This is a genomic window from Anaerostipes faecalis (genome assembly GCF_018982945.1).
Lineage (GTDB): Bacteria > Bacillota > Clostridia > Lachnospirales > Lachnospiraceae > Anaerostipes > Anaerostipes faecalis.
The window spans coordinates 71,676-87,720 of record NZ_JABRXE010000006.1 but is presented as its reverse complement, the minus strand read 5'-3'; the positions used below and the strand labels follow the sequence as shown (position 1 = coordinate 87,720).

General features: G+C 41.6%; 16 protein-coding genes. All 16 read left to right on the top strand.

What is annotated here, in order from left to right; translation table 11 throughout:
- Positions 1-40 precede the first annotated feature (40 nt).
- The 16 genes from KTB61_RS08155 to KTB61_RS08080 all read left to right on the top strand — a co-directional run bounded on the left by KTB61_RS08155 (position 41) and on the right by KTB61_RS08080 (position 16,028).
- A complete protein-coding gene (locus KTB61_RS08155) occupies positions 41-871 on the top strand; it encodes a P-loop NTPase family protein (RefSeq protein WP_075759657.1) in 831 nt (276 codons plus the stop codon).
- Positions 868-2,100, top strand: a complete 1,233-nt coding sequence (locus KTB61_RS08150; RefSeq protein WP_216697249.1) for a CpaF family protein — start codon at positions 868-870, stop codon at positions 2,098-2,100. The genes KTB61_RS08155 and KTB61_RS08150 overlap by 4 nt, the downstream gene beginning before the upstream one ends.
- Complete coding sequence (locus KTB61_RS08145) at positions 2,039-2,803, top strand: type II secretion system F family protein (RefSeq protein ID WP_216697248.1); 765 nt, start codon at positions 2,039-2,041, stop codon at positions 2,801-2,803. The genes KTB61_RS08150 and KTB61_RS08145 overlap by 62 nt, the downstream gene beginning before the upstream one ends.
- 4 nt (positions 2,804-2,807) lie before the next feature.
- Positions 2,808-4,121 (top strand): secretion protein F, encoded by a 1,314-nt coding sequence (locus tag KTB61_RS08140; protein WP_216697247.1) that lies wholly within the window; start codon positions 2,808-2,810, stop codon positions 4,119-4,121.
- A 584-nt stretch (positions 4,122-4,705) separates the two neighbouring features.
- Positions 4,706-5,950 carry a hypothetical protein gene (locus KTB61_RS08135; protein WP_216697246.1) on the top strand — a complete coding sequence of 415 codons (1,245 nt, stop codon included), beginning with the start codon at positions 4,706-4,708 and terminating at the stop codon, positions 5,948-5,950.
- Complete coding sequence (locus KTB61_RS08130; protein ID WP_216697245.1) at positions 5,916-6,761, top strand: TIR domain-containing protein; 846 nt, start codon at positions 5,916-5,918, stop codon at positions 6,759-6,761. Before KTB61_RS08135 ends, KTB61_RS08130 begins: the two co-directional genes overlap by 35 nt.
- Before the next feature lie 516 nt (positions 6,762-7,277).
- Complete coding sequence (locus KTB61_RS08125; protein WP_216697244.1) at positions 7,278-7,445, top strand: hypothetical protein; 168 nt, start codon at positions 7,278-7,280, stop codon at positions 7,443-7,445.
- Between the two features lie 81 nt (positions 7,446-7,526).
- The gene (locus tag KTB61_RS08120) at positions 7,527-8,084 is read left to right on the top strand and encodes a hypothetical protein (protein ID WP_117994250.1); all 558 of its coding nucleotides are present in this window, start codon (positions 7,527-7,529) and stop codon (positions 8,082-8,084) included.
- A 34-nt stretch (positions 8,085-8,118) separates the two neighbouring features.
- Positions 8,119-8,844, top strand: a complete 726-nt coding sequence (locus tag KTB61_RS08115; RefSeq protein WP_216697243.1) for a DUF4240 domain-containing protein — start codon at positions 8,119-8,121, stop codon at positions 8,842-8,844.
- A 124-nt stretch (positions 8,845-8,968) separates the two neighbouring features.
- The gene (locus tag KTB61_RS08110; RefSeq protein WP_120393423.1) at positions 8,969-9,592 is read left to right on the top strand and encodes a hypothetical protein; all 624 of its coding nucleotides are present in this window, start codon (positions 8,969-8,971) and stop codon (positions 9,590-9,592) included.
- Positions 9,593-9,853: 261 nt separating this feature from the next.
- Complete coding sequence (locus tag KTB61_RS08105; protein WP_216697242.1) at positions 9,854-10,762, top strand: ParM/StbA family protein; 909 nt, start codon at positions 9,854-9,856, stop codon at positions 10,760-10,762.
- Positions 10,759-11,043: a plasmid segregation centromere-binding protein ParR gene (locus KTB61_RS08100; protein WP_216697241.1), complete on the top strand. Its 285-nt coding sequence runs from the start codon at positions 10,759-10,761 to the stop codon at positions 11,041-11,043. The genes KTB61_RS08105 and KTB61_RS08100 overlap by 4 nt, the downstream gene beginning before the upstream one ends.
- Positions 11,044-11,176: 133 nt before the next feature.
- A complete protein-coding gene (locus KTB61_RS08095) occupies positions 11,177-12,466 on the top strand; it encodes an IS110 family RNA-guided transposase (RefSeq protein ID WP_216697240.1) in 1,290 nt (429 codons plus the stop codon).
- Between the two features lie 665 nt (positions 12,467-13,131).
- Positions 13,132-13,704, top strand: coding sequence for a hypothetical protein (locus KTB61_RS08090; RefSeq protein ID WP_117994241.1), 573 nt, complete (start codon positions 13,132-13,134; stop codon positions 13,702-13,704).
- An 88-nt stretch (positions 13,705-13,792) separates the two neighbouring features.
- Entirely contained in the window at positions 13,793-15,082 is a 1,290-nt protein-coding gene (dcm, locus tag KTB61_RS08085) for a DNA (cytosine-5-)-methyltransferase (protein ID WP_408630308.1), read from the top strand.
- Complete coding sequence (locus KTB61_RS08080; protein ID WP_216697239.1) at positions 15,072-16,028, top strand: amidoligase family protein; 957 nt, start codon at positions 15,072-15,074, stop codon at positions 16,026-16,028. The genes dcm and KTB61_RS08080 overlap by 11 nt, the downstream gene beginning before the upstream one ends.
- The last annotated feature ends 17 nt before the right edge of the window (positions 16,029-16,045 follow it).

Here is a 16,045-nt window from a genome sequence, read left to right as displayed (position 1 = left end):
TGGTATAAACGACTTCTGAAAATACAAAAGAAGGTGTTATATGAGAGAAATTCATACAGGGATTTATCATAGGGATCGAAAGTATGGGAAGCGGCTGATGGAGTATCTGAATCATCAGAAGAAATATCCCATGACAGTATGGTATACATCCGATGAAAAGAAATTTTTTGAAAAGGAAAAAGAAGGCTGCTTTCAGTGCCTGGTATTGGAAGAGGAAACCAGTTATGGAGGGGATCTACCTGTTTTCCGTCTGGAATCAGGAGGGTGTCAAAGCGGTATGGAAATTGCCAGAAATATTTATGGGTGTCTTCACATTGGTACTGCTGAAGAATGCAGGATAATTGGAATTTTTTCTCCTTTTGGACAGGCATTTACCACAGAGATTTCTATGGAAATAGCAAGACAGTGGAAATTATTTTATTTTGGAATGCAGGCATATCATAGTTTTTCTGCAGGAGAAGAACCTATGGATGAATTATTATTCTGTATCAGAGAACGAAAAGAGGAGGCGCTGGATTTTTTCCTGACAAAATATCAGAATATCAACGGTATTCATGGTTATGCCGGAGCCAGCTGTTATCTAGATTATCATGAACCATCGATAGAAGATTATCATGTTTTTTTTAATCAGATCAAAAGGAGTGGCATTTCTATCATTGCGGACATGGAAACGGCCTGTATTCCCGATCTTTCATTTTTTCAGCTGTTTGACAAAATTTATATTCCTCTGAAAAAGGAGGAATCTTTATCAGACAGATATAGAAATTTTAAAGAACAGCTGGGAAGATATGGAACCTGGAACAGCAGTATTTTTGAAGAAATCATCTTGATGAAAGGGGAATCCTCAATGGAAGTGGTGAGACGGTTATGAAAGAATATATGAAACAGAGAGTTATGGAACGTCTGGATTTTTCTAAAGAAATTACAGATTCGCATCTTAAGGAAATCATCCATGAAGAAATAATGAAGGTTTCCAAGGAAAACCCTATGTTGCTTTCAGATAAGGTAAAACTGAAAAAAGAAGTATTTTATTCTCTTAGGAAACTGGATGTTTTACAGGATCTTCTGGATGACGATTCTATTACAGAGATTATGATTAACGGATGCAGCCATATTTTCATTGAGCAGAATGGAAAGCTTTATAAATATCCAGGAAAGTTCTCCGGAGAAGAAAAGCTGTATCAGGTTATTCAGCAGGTGGCAGCAGGAGCCAATCGTATGGTAAATGAGATGCATCCGATTCTGGATGCCCGTCTTGAGGATGGTTCCAGGGTAAATGTTATCTTACCGCCTATATCTCTTGATGGTGCTATTATGACTATTCGAAAGTTTGCCAGAGAACCGATGACCATGGAGTGGCTGTATGAAAGAAATGCTTTTTCAAAAGAGGTAGAGATATTTCTTAAGATTCTTGTTCAGGCCAGATATAACATTTTCATTTCAGGAGGAACCGGAAGCGGGAAAACAACCCTTTTAAATGGTTTGTCCAATTGTATTCCAAAAGATGAACGAATTATTACCATTGAGGATTCTGCAGAATTGAAGTTAAACGGAGTAGACAATCTGGTACGTCTGGAGATGCGTAATGCCAATGCGGCAGGAGAACATAAAATCGATATGAAGGAACTGATTCGGGCAGCGCTTAGATCAAGACCAGACCGGATTATTGTGGGGGAAGTAAGAGGAGAAGAAGCATTATCTATGCTGAATGCCATGAACACAGGTCATGATGGAAGTATTTCCACAGGTCATGCAAATAGCTCAGAAGATATGCTGAAAAGAATTGAAACTATGGTTCTTATGGGTGTGGATATGCCGGTAAATGCAATCCGGGGTCAGATGGCATCTGCTATAGATATAATTATTCATTTGGGAAGGTTACCGGATGGAAGCAGACGTCTGATGGAAATTGTAGAAATACAAGGAATGGAACAAGGTGAAGTTAAAGTTCATTCATTGTTTCAGATTAGAGAAAACGGACAATTGGAAATGACAGGAGTACTGCATCATCAAAAGAAATTAAAGGAGTACGGTCATTATGAAGAATATCAGAAGCTTATGGAACAGCTGCAAAAAAGAACTGACCTGCTGGAAGAGTGAAAAAAGAAATTTTCTAAAAGGAATATGCATAAGTGTTTTTATATGCTGGCTCTTTTTCAATTCAGCAAAGATGCTGATTTTTATGATTCCACTGGCATTTCCATGGATGAAATATCAGAGAGGAAAGGAGAGAAAAAAGCAGAAAGAAGTTCTCCAGAGACAATTAAAAGAGATGATGCTGTCTGTGAGCAACAGTCTTTCAGTAGGATATTCTTTAGAACATGCATTGGAAATAGCTTTGGAAGATTTAAAAATCCTGGATGAGGGGAAAGGAGGTGTGTTGGAAAAAGAACTGGAATTGTTGATAATTTCTATGAAAGTCAATGAACCTGTGGAAAAACTTCTGATAAAAATGGCAGAAAATATAAATTTGGAAGAATTAACACAATTTGCACAGATTGTAGTGATTGTCAGGAAAAATGGTGGAAATTTAATGGAGATTATTGGTAAAACAGTAAATCATCTAAATGAGTCTATGCAGCTGAAAGAAGAAATCAGAACTATGACAGCGGCAAAACAAATGGAAAAAAACATTATGACGGTAATGCCATTTTTTGTGCTGTTTTATGTGAGAATGACGAATCCGGGATATTTTTCGGTGTTATATGAAACGGTTTTGGGAAAAGGGATTTCCATGGCGGCTGTATTGTTTCTGATGGGAGCCAGTATCTGGGCGGAGAGGGTGGTTACGATTGAAATATAAACAGATGAGAAAAATTGTAAAAAAATTGCCGCAGCAGGTATGGAAAGACCGGCGAGATACAATAAAAGGCTATTGTTCATGCAGTAAAGAGGAACTGGAGCAGAAGGTAGAAGAGTCTTTGTGCAGGCAGTTAAAAATTCTGATGACAGCAACTATTTTATTTTTAGTCATATTGATAGCAATGGCCATTTACTGGTTTGGACAGAATCGGCAGATTGTCATAACGCGAAATGAAAAAGGGGGACAGACTAAAGAAGAAATTTTAAAAATTAAAACAGGTTCAAAAACAGAGACTTATCATTTGTCTGTGCAGCCCGAAGGGTATAAAAAACAGGATATTTCTCAGGTATTGGAGAACGGAGAAAAATATTTACAGAAGAATTTAAAAAAGAAAAATATATCTTTGAATCAGGTAACAGGGGAATTATATATGCCGGAAAAAATACCGGGAGAAAATATTGAAATTTTATGGGAGAGCAGTGATCTGACAGTGATTGATCAGGATGGAAATGTATTTTCTAAAAATGTAAAAAAGCCGGTTATTGTATGGCTGCATGCACACCTTATATGTCAGGGAGAAAAGAAAGTTGTTGGATTTCCGGTTTGTGTGCTGCCGGGAAATGAAGGGAAAAAGAAGTCAAAAATCCAGATGGTAAAAGAACAGTTAAAAAAAGAAGAAGCCAGTGATCCGTCCCGTCGTACTTTTACTATTCCTGAAACAGTGCTGGGAGCAACCATTTCAAAAGGGGAAAAAGAAAATCAGTTTCCGCTGGCAGTAGTTTTTGGGGTTATGGGAATCGCTTTTTTGTGGTATCGGGAAGATCAGAAATATAAGCAGAAATACCGGCAGGCAGAAGATGAGTCACGAAGAGAATATCCGGAAATTATCAGCAGATTTGTTTTGTATTTAGAAACGGGGCTTAGTGTACCGGCTGTTATGGAACACATTTTTCGAGAGTATGAGATGAAAAAAATGAAGACAGGGAAAGAAATATTTGTGTATGAACAAATTGGAAAAGCCTTAAGGCAGATGGAATTTGGTCTGTCACAGACAGAGGTTTTTAAAAATCTGGGAAAAAGTATAAATATATCTGTTTACCGGAAATTTTCTTTGCTTTTGACGCAGAGTATCACCAAAGGCTCCAGTGATTTGTTTTATCGTTTAAGAGAGGAGGAAGAAGCGGCATTTAAAGAAAGAAAAGAACAGGCAAAAAGATCAGGAGAGGAAGCAAGTACCAGATTGCTGGCACCTATGATGATTATGCTGATAATTATTCTGGTTTTACTAATGTTTCCCGCACTGGCATCATTTTCGTAAGGAGGAAAATCTATGATAAAAGAATTTGTAAAAGATGAATCAGGGATGGGTGTTGTAGAAGTAATCTTAATTATTGTGGGAATATTCACCCCCTATTATGGAGTGGGTATAAGGTGTATGGCGTAAGAATATGTGGATAAATAGTACGATAAATACAGGGAAAGGTGGAAAGTGTGCATGGCGTATATGGAAAAAGGGTGTAGTAGAGAGGTTCTCCTAGTCGGGTACTATAACGTCTTATTCTACTTAATGTTTAGAGTTGGATTAGACGAATACAAGAAAAATATTCTTATTGAGCGGATAAATAGTGGAGAAAAAATGATGATGAAAGATATTTATGGATGGTGTAAAAGTCATCAAGTGCCATTTTGGACAAAGTTTATTTATCGCAGAGACTTTTCGGTCAAAGCTAATATATGGAATTTATATTCGTATTGTAGATTTAAATGGGAGATGGCGAGATAAGAAATAGTTTCTAGTAGTATTGCTTGTGGCGGTATTTGTAAATATATGGTAAAATATAATATCATATTTTGTCGATGTTGGGAGGCGAAAGAATGCCGTCATTAAGTCAGTCAATTATTATGAATATTGGAGCAGACTATATAGAAACATATCTGAAAAAGAAAGGATTTTCCCGGACAGATGAAGAAAAGGGACAGGAATTAAAATATTGGGTAGATAATTTATTAAAAGAGAAAAAAATAGATATTGAAGAATTTGAAGAATTTCTATTTAGTGAATTATTTTGGGGCAAGAGAAAAACAATTCAAATATTTAAGCTTGATAAGACAAAAGATTATAAATATCCTCGTGATTGGGAACTCCCACTAGAGGAGAAGTACAATATTGACTCTTTAAATTTTTTTAATATTTTAGGGTCAATTCCCAATGGTGAAGAACCAAGAAAAATTGCATCTGTATGTTCAGAAGAAAATCTGAAAGGCGAATTGGTAAAAATACGATTATTGTTTGCATGTTATATACAGGTAAACGGGGATAGGGGATATAAAGATTCAGTAGCTTATATACCGGTTGAGGTTGACTTTAGCAGAAAAATTATGCTGATTAAAGCATGGACAAGGCAGCAAATTGCACATGAGGAACATAAAGCGTACAGTCTTATGGATCATATAAAGAGATTGATGGGAATTGAGTTTAAGGTTGCGACAAGAAATTATATGTCAGAACATAAAAAAATTCTCTTTCTTATGAGTAAAAGCCTTATATATGAAGCATATTCTCATGTCCCGACTTATAATGAAATTGAGAGCATAGATGGAGTAATAAAAAATTTTATTGAGGAAACTTTGAGTGGATTATCTCTAAGAAATGTAGAGGTTAATGAACAAGGAAAACTTGTCTTAGCAGAGGGTGTAATGGACTTTGAGGCTGAGGTAAGAAATGTACTTGAGGGTTTGGCAATTAGCGATTATTTCTTTGATAGAGATTTTGACGAAATTTGGAAAATGGGATTAGAAGCAGTTGTAGCAAGGGTAAAGTTTAATGATGAAGAAAGAGTGCTTACTTCATTAAGTGGAGAGAATACTTCAGCACCTATTTTTTGCACTAAGACATTTATGTCACTGAAGAATAGAATGGAAGAAGCTGAGAGAATAGAGACTTTGTGGATTACAATGGATCGAAAGAAAGGAAATTTAAATCTGAAATTCGATGCCTCAAATATGGAATACTTGGAAATATTAATAAAATATGGTATTCGGTTTAACGAGACAGATATGAATTCAGCTTTAGAAATATATGAAAAGTATGAGACAAAACTTAATCAAAAGATTGCAGAACAAAGTAAAATCGCAATCGGTCAATAGTCTTAAAAATATATATCCAGATAAGATTGTTGAGTGGTTGGAAATACCTGAGAGAGAAGTCTATGACTTGATAAAGTATTTGCATGATCAAAGAGTCATTGTGTTTAAGTATAGATTAAAATGTAGTTGTGGAGAAATATGTACAGTGTATGAAAACAAATTAATTCACGACAAGCAAATTAATTGTGAGATATGCGGTAAGGAGTTTACTATAAGTGATATAGAGGAAAAATCGGATATTATTTATGAGATAGACAAAGAAGAATTGCTAGAGTTAGAAAATGGAAATGTTGATTTTAAGATATTACCGGATATTAAAGGAAAAGTTGTTTCAATCACAAAAAAACAGGAAGAAAGGCAGGAGCAAAAAGTTATGGAAATCTTTATGGGGAGCTCGTCAGAGGCAAAGGATTATATGGAGGAAATTGGAGCAAAGATAGAAGAACTTGAGGCAAAGCCGCTATTATGGAATGCAACAGGGAAAGGAATATTTATTCCCGGAACTAATACAATAGATTCCTTGATAGCAATATCAAAGAGAGTACAGGCTGCTGTGTTTATTTTTAATGCGGATGATAAAATATGGAATGATAAATCTGCACTGGAATCTTCAGATACGGTAAGAGATAATGTATTGTTTGAATATGGGTTGTTTATGGGAGCATTGAGTAAAGAGAATGTGTGTTTTGTTTGTAAAGGAAAACCGAAATTGGCCTCTGATTTGAAAGGGATTACATATATTGATGGAGACTTAGGTGATATCCAAGTAAAACTAAAATTAAAGGATTGGATTAATGAAATGAAAAAGTAAAAAGAGTTATGAGAAACTGTTCAAAGATGGACGATTTCGCAACAAAAGGTGGCAAAACGACACTATGAAGTAGATGAAAATGTGTCAATTTATAAAAGATAAAAAGCCGATTTCTTAAAAACGCAGAGATGTGGACTGGCATCTACTGCGTTTTTTGCATATAAGATGAAGTATAGGTTAAATTAAAGAAGATTTCAAAGTTATTAAATATCAGAATGGTTGGTAACGATATTGAAAATCCTATGAGGAATACTACATGGCAATTAGTGGACGGTGTTTGGATGCTATGATTGTTTCTCTGTTGTCATGCCGGACAATAAAAACTTGGACGGAATGAGGCGAATGCTGTGGCGAGGAGCGGTAAAAAATTGTAGGTGGCTTGCACAATTTGCTGTAAGGGTTCTTGTCACATTCTGTGAATAGCTTTTTTTGAGAAAATGTTATAGTGTAATGTTTGGTAGAACACAAAAGGACAAACTGTGAAAGGATATGGTAGAGACCAAAATATGAAAGCATATGGGAAGAAACTATGGTGGATTGAAAACCAGCACTATGGAGATGAACTACATACAGGGATTCCTCTGCCTTCGTCTGGAAAAAAGCGTGGGCAGCGTAGAAAGAGATATGAAAGAATCTTTAAGAAGATGGAAAGACAGCACAGTAAAAATGAAATCAGAAAAATAATAAAATCGATTGATAACGCAGAGGTGTAATGAAAACAGTGCCTACTGCGTTTTATTTATTTTAGGGAAGGATGATAGGAGAATGAGAAAAGAGGCAATTAAAATCAAATGTCCCGATCGGATTCAATTCGGAGATCCCATGTATTTTGAGGATTATAGAAATGATCCAGAGAAACTTCAGAAGCTGGTGGTTGATTACAGACCACAGCCGGGATTTAAGGCAGGCGTGTCGCTGGTGGAAACAGAGCATCCGGAATATCCGGGATTTATAGCCAGGACAATGACGATCTATTTTGCTCCGGAGCAGTATCTTTCCATATACATGGATGGAAAAATGTATGCGTCACAAAAGATAGATCGAAAAGAAATTGGCGTTGATACGGCATGCTATTTGATTGAGGTTGACGGACGATATGAGGATATTAAGACAGGCGGGGACGGTTATTGGGGAGATTACCAGGAACTGTACCGTGAAATAAATGGGAAAAAATATATAGATGCCGTGGTTATTTCGATAGCCATGCCTGATGAACAGTCCTTTGAGGGGATGAAGCATCTGGCAGAGTATTTTTTTGAGGATATGAGCCAGGAGATGGTGACGAAAAAAGCAGGCAGGAAAAAAGAGCAGGAAAGATCGTGATGTTTATCCACAAGTATGACGAGGGAGGCTTGATATGGGCAGTAAAATAATGGAAATAAAGAAAGAAACTTTTTGGCAGCTCATTGAAGAAACGAAAAATCAATGCGGACAGGATATGGACGCATCTATTTCCTGGATTAAAAAAGAACTGTTAAGTATGCCGCCGGAACAATCCCTGCAATTTCATACGATTATGTACGAATACCGGGATGCAGCCGATAAATATGGGCTTTGGACGGTAGCCACCCTTATAAAAGAGTATGGCTGTTCGGATGACGGATTTATGGATTTCAGGGCATGGCTGATCGCACAGGGAAAAGACATCTATATGGCAGCACTGGAGAATCCGGATTCTTTAGCAAAGGTAGAAAAGTATGGAGATTGTGCATTTGAATCACTTAATTATGTTGGGGATGAAGCCTATCATGAACTGACCGGGCGGAGTGCTTATGAAGATTGCACACCGGAAATGGAAGAAAGGGTGCTGGAGAAAATATCCGGGGAGATCAAATACCATCCCCTGATTGAGTATCCATTGCAGCCGCCGGATGTGGTTACGGTATATCCTGAAATAGGTGACATGATTATGAAAACGCATGGCATCCGCTTTTTCAGCAAAGATTCTTCCATTTGGAATACTTCACTGCCGGAGTTGAAAGCAATGGTAGAAAAAGGGGCAGCTGAGGTACGGAAACTTAAAAAGGCGAAACAAAAAAATAGGGATAAGCCCCGAAAGCGAAATGAGCCGTCCAGAATCTGATGATAGGTAGTTTGCACGATCTGAGGAAGAAAATCTTGTTGCATTCTGTGAATAGCTTTCTCAGCCGAAAATGGTATAGTGTAATGCTTGATAGAACACAATGAATAAGAAGGGAGCGGACAGAATGCATGTACAATTAGAAGAACTGTGGATGGATGCCATAGAAATGAAAGTGGGCGAGCAGATCGTAAATTATCTGAGAAAAGAACACGCGGAATACCAGGATATAGAAAAACGGCAGAAGAAACTGATCAAAGATTATCCAATGCTGCTGAAAGCGGTGGATGGAGATGGTACAGTTACTTTAAACGAAAAAGAACACTATGCTTTAAAAGAATACCTGTCTAATCAGGATGACATGGAGCGTCTGGAAAAGGAATACCACTATTATTATGGACAGTCCCATGTATTCTCCTACGGGCGGATGTTAAGAAGCATCCAGAAGGAGATCAATCCGGATGGAGATGTGGCAAGAAAGAAAAAACTGGCGGATATGCTGATAGAGGCAAGGACCAGCGATGCAGAGATGGAATTCCTGAAGAAAGATGAAGAATATCAGAAAAGGCGGGAAAAATCGCTACAGCAGGATAAAATCCTAAAATCTATGAATCCACCCAAGGATATCATGGATCAGGTTGACCTGCTTACCTGCTCCATCAATGATTGCTGGAGCCGATACGCTGATCTGATTTACCAGTATGCGCTGGAAGATATCCTGGCATTTCTGATAGAAAGGCAGGGGCTGTGATGGGAAAAGAATGCAGTGATGAGAAACCATAAAAATCCAGTCCAGCATAATCCAGTCCCGCACCATGATACGGAAAGTTTTAAATGATGGCAGGCAGGCTTTTTCAAAAAGTCCTGTCTGCCGCTTTTTTTGAAAACCCTAACCAGCTGGGAAAAAAATCCCCGCCGCCGGCAGGTACTCCCTTTCCCGGCAGGTTTTCCACAGCGGATGTTCAAAGATCCCCCACAGTTTCAAAAATTAATATAGAAGGGATGTGATCCTATGATTATAGGAATCGACCATGGCTATTATGCCATGAAAACCCCGCATATCTGTTTCCCAACAGGACTGTCCCGGTATGACTATGAGCCATACACGATGCAGAACGTGCTGCAGTATGCGGGGAATTATTATGTCTGCGGTACCGGACGCCAGACGCTTATGAAAGATAAGACCGCCAATGATAATTATTATCTGCTGACTATGGCAGCATTGGCACAGGAGATCGAATACCGCCGGGCAGAGAGAAAAGGAAAGATCATCCTTGCAGCCGGATTGCCGCTTGCAGGTTTCGGAAGGGAAAAGACGGCTTTCCGGCAGTATCTGTTCCGGAAGGAGCAGCCGCTTTGTTTCCGATACGAAAATGAAGCATATGAACTGACGGTTGAGGATGTGAAACTGTTTCCCCAGGGCTATTCTGCGCTTGCTCTCCATCCGGAATATGTCCGGGATGAGCCGTCTGTTCTTTTGGTGGACATTGGCGGCTGGACTGTGGACCTGATGCGGCTGGATAATGCTGTTCCTAATGCGGCTACCTGCCGCAGCCTTGAGCTTGGCGTTATCCGCTGTATTGATGAAACGATGGAACAGGTGCGCAGGAGTACCGGGCTGTCTGTGACAGATATCCAGATCGAGCGTGTCCTGAATGGAAACAGCTGCAGCCTGGATCCGAAAGCCAAAGAGATCATCCAGAAGAATGGGCGCAGTTATACAGAGAGGATCCTGTCTGCCATTATGGAGGCAGGCTTTGACCTGCGGGCAATCCCCTCCGTTTTTATGGGCGGCGGATCCACCATCGTAAGACGCCACGTGACACCGCAGGACGGGCTTTGCAGGGCTTTTTACTTAACAGACGTAAAAGCCAACGCTGCCGGATATGAACGGATTGTGGGGCAGATGTGCGCGAGGTGAGCCGCCCTGTTTTTTCGTTCCGCCCGACACTGGATGATCCGGAGCATAAACGGGCATGGGAAATCCTGCAGAGTGTTCCTAATGGACAAAAAAATGCTTTTCTGGTTCAGGCAATCCTACAGTCTGAGGATAGTAAAAAAATGGTGGGGATGATCCGCCAGGTGATCCGGGAAGAACTCCAGAATACGCATTTTGTGTCTGAGGATCTGGTGCAGGCAGAAGCGGATGAAATTCCGGCGCAGATGCTGGATTTCCTTTCTGCAATGGAGGATGGGATGTAAAGGAGCTTCTTGTATAATTCAAATATAAGGAATTCCGAGAAAGAAGGTTGAGAAAAAAATACCTCAGAGTAAAATAAGATTACTGACTTTGCACGGTTAGTAAAAAATCTTATTGAACAGAGAGGTATCTGAAATGAATTATAACACACAGAACGCAAAAATTGCATCTATTACGGAAAAAACTTTAATCGTTGGTATTGATGTTGGGAGTGAAACTCATTATGCAAGGGCCTTTGACTGGCGGAATTATGAGTACTCAAAAAAGCCGTTTGCTTTCAACAACGATGAAGCCGGGTTTGCTGCATTTAAGGCATGGATGGAAGACATGGCAGATAAACATGGTAAAGAGGCGGTGATTCCAGGTATGGAACCTACCGGTCATTACTGGCTGAACCTTGGAGCGTACCTGCAGGAACAGGGAATGAAGCCGGTGCATGTGAATCCGCATCATGTAAAGAAGTCCAAAGAACTGGATGATAACAACCCGAATAAGAATGACCGTAAGGATCCAAAAACAATTGCGGGACTGGTAAATGAAGGAAGATTTTCGTATCCATATATCCCAACAGGGATATACGCAGAGATCAGAAATCTGTCAAATCTTCGTATTCAGACGCAGGAAGAACTTACAAGGATCAAAAACCGGATTGCCCGATGGTTCAGTATTTATTTTCCGGAAATAAAAGACGTTTATAAAAACCCGGATGCTGTAAGCGGGATGATGGTGATCAAAAAGGCACCGTTGCCATGTGACATAAAAGAACTTGGCGTAGATGGTGTAAATCAGGTATGGAGGGATGCAAAGCTGAAAGGCGCTGGACTAAAGAGGGCAAGGACCCTGGTATCAGCTGCGGAGCACAGCATCGGAAGTACAGAAGCACCGGGAAGTGCCAGAATAGAGATCCGCAACCTACTGAACGATTATGAAGTATATAAAAACAGAATGGATGATCTGATGCGGGAGATAGAAGCGAAACTTTCTGAGATCCCATACCTTGATAAAATGATGGAGATCAACGGGATCGGTTTAAAAACCGTAAGCTGTTTTATTGCAGAGGTGGGTGACATTCGTCGTTTTGATAACCCAAAGCAGCTGCAGAAACTGGCAGGTTATGCCATTGTTTCAGACAGTTCCGGCAAACACAACGGAGAAAGCCGCATCAGCCACAGGGGAAGGAAACGCCTGAGATATGCATTGTATGAGGCTGCGATATCTGTGATAGGAAAGAATAAAGAGTTTAGAGAAATTCATGACTATTACAGGACGAGGAAGCAAAATCCTTTGAAGAAGATGCAGTCAGTCATAGCGATTGCGTGCAAGCTGATCAGGATCTTCTACACGATACTGACAAAAGGTGTAGATTATGATGGTCAGAAGATGCTGAGTGATATCGTAAGGCCGGAAACAATAATGGCAGCATAATAATATCAGGAAGCAGTATATCGTGGTTGGTTTGAACATTTGAGTAAAGAATGCTTGAATGCTGAGACCAGCCACGGTAGCTGGAAGTATAAAAATCGGAATGCAATAGGAAAACGTCCACTGAAAGTGCTGTTGCAGGAAGGAAGAAAGTCAGTAATAAAACATACAAAGAATGAGCCAGTAGTCGGCAGGAATATATTCCAGAGGGCATGACCCTGTAAAGGAGCTGAGCTGACACCCTGGTTATGGACAGGCGGGACGAGAGAAGTTAGGACTCGGCTCCAGAGGGCTGATGATCCTGGTAGACACGGGAGGTTCGCTGCCGTAGATGGATGGGTATACACAAGGCCATGTAGAACGAAAAGAAAGACGTTTTACTTCGTGTACCCAAAATCCGCTATTTTCGTACCAGATACAGAGAAATGTCCATTCCTATGGCTCTTTCTTCTGAGATATTTATTGATGATATATTGAAAAAATCCTTGATTTTCAAGGAAAAAAGACTTGACTAAATAGGAGGTGGTGCTGTTTTGAAAGTATAGATACATCTATGTATTGTTGGTTATGCAATGATCTTGGAGCCGATGTTTGTTGGGTATTGTGAATAGCTTTGTATGCATCTTTGGAGTATGGTGTGTATAACAAAACGAAAGGAGAAAGCGCAGATGGAAATGAAGAACATATGCGGCAGGATCCCGGTAGAGCTTCATGCGAAGGTCAGAGGGGAGATCGAACAGCGTGGGATCAGCACACCAGAATTTCTGCAACAGGTAATCGAAGAACATTTTATGGAAAAAGGAGTGGACCAGATGGCAGCAAGAACAATCGCAGTACAGGTAACCGAGGAATTATTCGGAAGGCTCAAAGCAGTAGTCGCATGGAAGGGATGCAAACAGAAGGATTTCCTTATAAGCATCATCGAGAAAGCAGTCAGGGAAATAGAGGACGAGCAGGAGAATGCGAGAAGGGCAAAAGAAATTGCAGCGTCCCAGCAGGAAGCTGCAGAAGGGGCTGAGGAAGAACCGGAGGGCGCCGAAGAAGAACCAGAAGGAACTGAGGAAGAACTGGAGGGTGCCGGGGAAGAACCGGAAGAAACTGAGGGAGAATCGGAATCCGAAGAACCGGAGGTGACCGAAGAATCCGAAACAGTGCTGCCAGCCGGGAAACCAGAGGATACCAAAGCAGAGCTGGATGAGCCAGAAGGAAAAGATGAGGGTGAAGAACCGATAGAAGCATAAGTAGCAGATAGATGGAAAACAGCAGATCAAAAACAGAGAAAACGGTGTGGCCAAAAGCCATGCCGTTTTTTTTTCAGAAAGGAGGCGGATAGCCGGAACGATTCGATTTTTTGATTTATTCAGCGGAATCGGTGGATTCCGTGAAGGACTTAAGCGTGCCGGGGGCTTTGAATGTGTCGGACACTGCGAAATGGACTCTTATGCGGATACGAACTACCGAAGGCTGTTCGATACGGAAGGGGAGTGGTATTGTGACGATGCAAGAAAAATTGAAACAGGAGCCATGCCGGACTTTGATCTTTTATGCGCAGGATTTCCTTGCCAGGCTTTCTCCATCGCTGGAAAACGTGGAGGCTTTGGCGATGCCAGAGGAACCCTGTTCTTTGAAGCTGCCAGACTGGTTGCAGACAAACGACCTGCGTATTTTCTCCTTGAGAATGTTCCCGGACTCTTATCGCATGACAAAGGGAGGACGTTTCACACCATCCTCGGTACGTTTTCTGAGCTGGGGTACCATGTCGAATGGAAGGTGCTTAACAGCAAGGATTTCGGAGTCCCGCAGTCAAGAAAGCGGGTGTATCTTATCGGATATCTTGATGGAAGATGTGCCGGAAAAATATTACCTGTCCCAGTACCAAACGGAGCAGCTCTTATACAAATCCTTGCAGGAAGCCAGGGAAAAAGAGTCTACGATCCCGCCGGAGTAAGCTGCACGCTTACTTCACAGGCCGGGGGCATGGGAGGCAAGACCGGGCTTTATGAAGTGGGGATCCCAATCAAGGAGAATACGAAAAAAGGATACAAGATGGCATACCCCGGTGACAGCATTGACCTTGGGTATGCGAACTTAAACACCCGCAGGGGGAGAGTCGGGCATGAGATCGCCCACACACTGACAACGGAGAGCCAGCAGGGAACGGTTCACTTTGTGGATCTGTCTGTTCCGCCGCTTGTGACGGAACACGCCCGCTGTCTGAATACAAGGCAGGATTCCAGTATCCATAAGCACAAGGGAGAGAGTTCCGGTGTCCTTGTTGAGACAGGGCCGAGGGCGATCCTGACACCGGACAGGCTTAAGAAAAGGCAGAATGGCCGGAGGATGAAAGAGCCGGAGGAACCGATGTTTACGATCACGGCTACAGACCGCCATGGCGTTGTTTATCATGGACGGATCCGCAGGCTGATCCCCAGGGAATGTCTGCGGCTGCAGGGCTATTACGACAGCCAGATCGACCGGATGATCGTGGGGATGTCTGACAGGCAGCTTTACAAGCAGGCCGGGAATGGTGTGACTGTGACGGTTGTCGAAGCCATTGGCAGGAACCTGAAAGCGGTGGATGAAGAACTAAGACTGGAGGATGCTGTTTATGCCGATTGATCTTCGGGACCAGTATTTTGGCACAGAGATCGAGATGACAGGGATTACCAGGGAACGTGCGGCCCAAGTGGTAGCGGAAATGTTTGATACGGACTGTTACCACAGATCTTCGTATGATTCGTGGTGTGTGCGCGACCAGCAGGGGAAGGAATGGAAATTTTCCTTCGACAGCAGTATCGTCACTGAGAGAAAAGTGAGAGGCCGCAAGACAATGGCAGGTGATGATTATGCAACGGAGATGGTAAGCCCAAAACTGGAGTATTCTGAAATGGGAAAGCTGCAGGAAGTTGTCCGGTGCCTGCGCCATCACGGGGCGTTTGTCAATGACTCCTGCGGCCAGCATGTCCATGTGGATGCCTCCAAGCATACGCCAAGGAGCTTGAAGAATGCCATGACGATCATGTATTCCAAAGAGGATATCCTGTTTAAGGCATTAAAAGTACAGAGCGAAAGGGCAGACCGATACTGCCAGAAGGTACGGCCTGCTGTGCTGGAAAAGATCCGGAAGATGTCAAACAGCACGATCTCCATGGAGAAATTCAAACAGGCTTGGTATGAGGGCGGTGACGGAAGCGGCAGCCATTACCACTGGAGCCGCTATTATGCTTTGAACCTGCATGCTGTGTTCTCGAAAGGGACGCTGGAATGGCGCTGTTTTGAAAGCACGCTCCATGCAGGGCAGGTGCGGGCGAACATCACGCTGGCACTGGCGATCTCGGCGCAGGCCATCAACCAGAAATGCACACAGATGCGGAAAACGGAGATATCGGAAAATCCCGCATTTACATTCCGTACATTTCTTTTAAGGCTTGGACTGATCGGGCCAGAATATAAAAATGTGAGGGAACACCTTTTGAAGAATCTGGAAGGTGACCGGGCGTGGCGTTATGACAAGAGCCAGTATGCCTGCTTACAGCAAAGAAACCGGGACCAGGAACCCCGGTAACATGACAATTGAATAGG

Coding starts and splice junctions, on each gene's coding strand:
- KTB61_RS08155 (WP_075759657.1), top strand. CDS start 41: ATGAGAGAAATTCATACAGGGATTTATCATAGGGATCGAAAGTATGGG.
- KTB61_RS08150 (WP_216697249.1), top strand. CDS start 868: ATGAAAGAATATATGAAACAGAGAGTTATGGAACGTCTGGATTTTTCT.
- KTB61_RS08145 (WP_216697248.1), top strand. CDS start 2,039: ATGAAGAATATCAGAAGCTTATGGAACAGCTGCAAAAAAGAACTGACC.
- KTB61_RS08140 (WP_216697247.1), top strand. CDS start 2,808: ATGAGAAAAATTGTAAAAAAATTGCCGCAGCAGGTATGGAAAGACCGG.
- KTB61_RS08135 (WP_216697246.1), top strand. CDS start 4,706: ATGAATATTGGAGCAGACTATATAGAAACATATCTGAAAAAGAAAGGA.
- KTB61_RS08125 (WP_216697244.1), top strand. CDS start 7,278: ATGGGAAGAAACTATGGTGGATTGAAAACCAGCACTATGGAGATGAAC.
- KTB61_RS08120 (WP_117994250.1), top strand. CDS start 7,527: ATGAGAAAAGAGGCAATTAAAATCAAATGTCCCGATCGGATTCAATTC.
- KTB61_RS08115 (WP_216697243.1), top strand. CDS start 8,119: ATGGGCAGTAAAATAATGGAAATAAAGAAAGAAACTTTTTGGCAGCTC.
- KTB61_RS08110 (WP_120393423.1), top strand. CDS start 8,969: ATGCATGTACAATTAGAAGAACTGTGGATGGATGCCATAGAAATGAAA.
- KTB61_RS08105 (WP_216697242.1), top strand. CDS start 9,854: ATGATTATAGGAATCGACCATGGCTATTATGCCATGAAAACCCCGCAT.
- KTB61_RS08095 (WP_216697240.1), top strand. CDS start 11,177: ATGAATTATAACACACAGAACGCAAAAATTGCATCTATTACGGAAAAA.
- KTB61_RS08090 (WP_117994241.1), top strand. CDS start 13,132: ATGGAAATGAAGAACATATGCGGCAGGATCCCGGTAGAGCTTCATGCG.
- KTB61_RS08080 (WP_216697239.1), top strand. CDS start 15,072: ATGCCGATTGATCTTCGGGACCAGTATTTTGGCACAGAGATCGAGATG.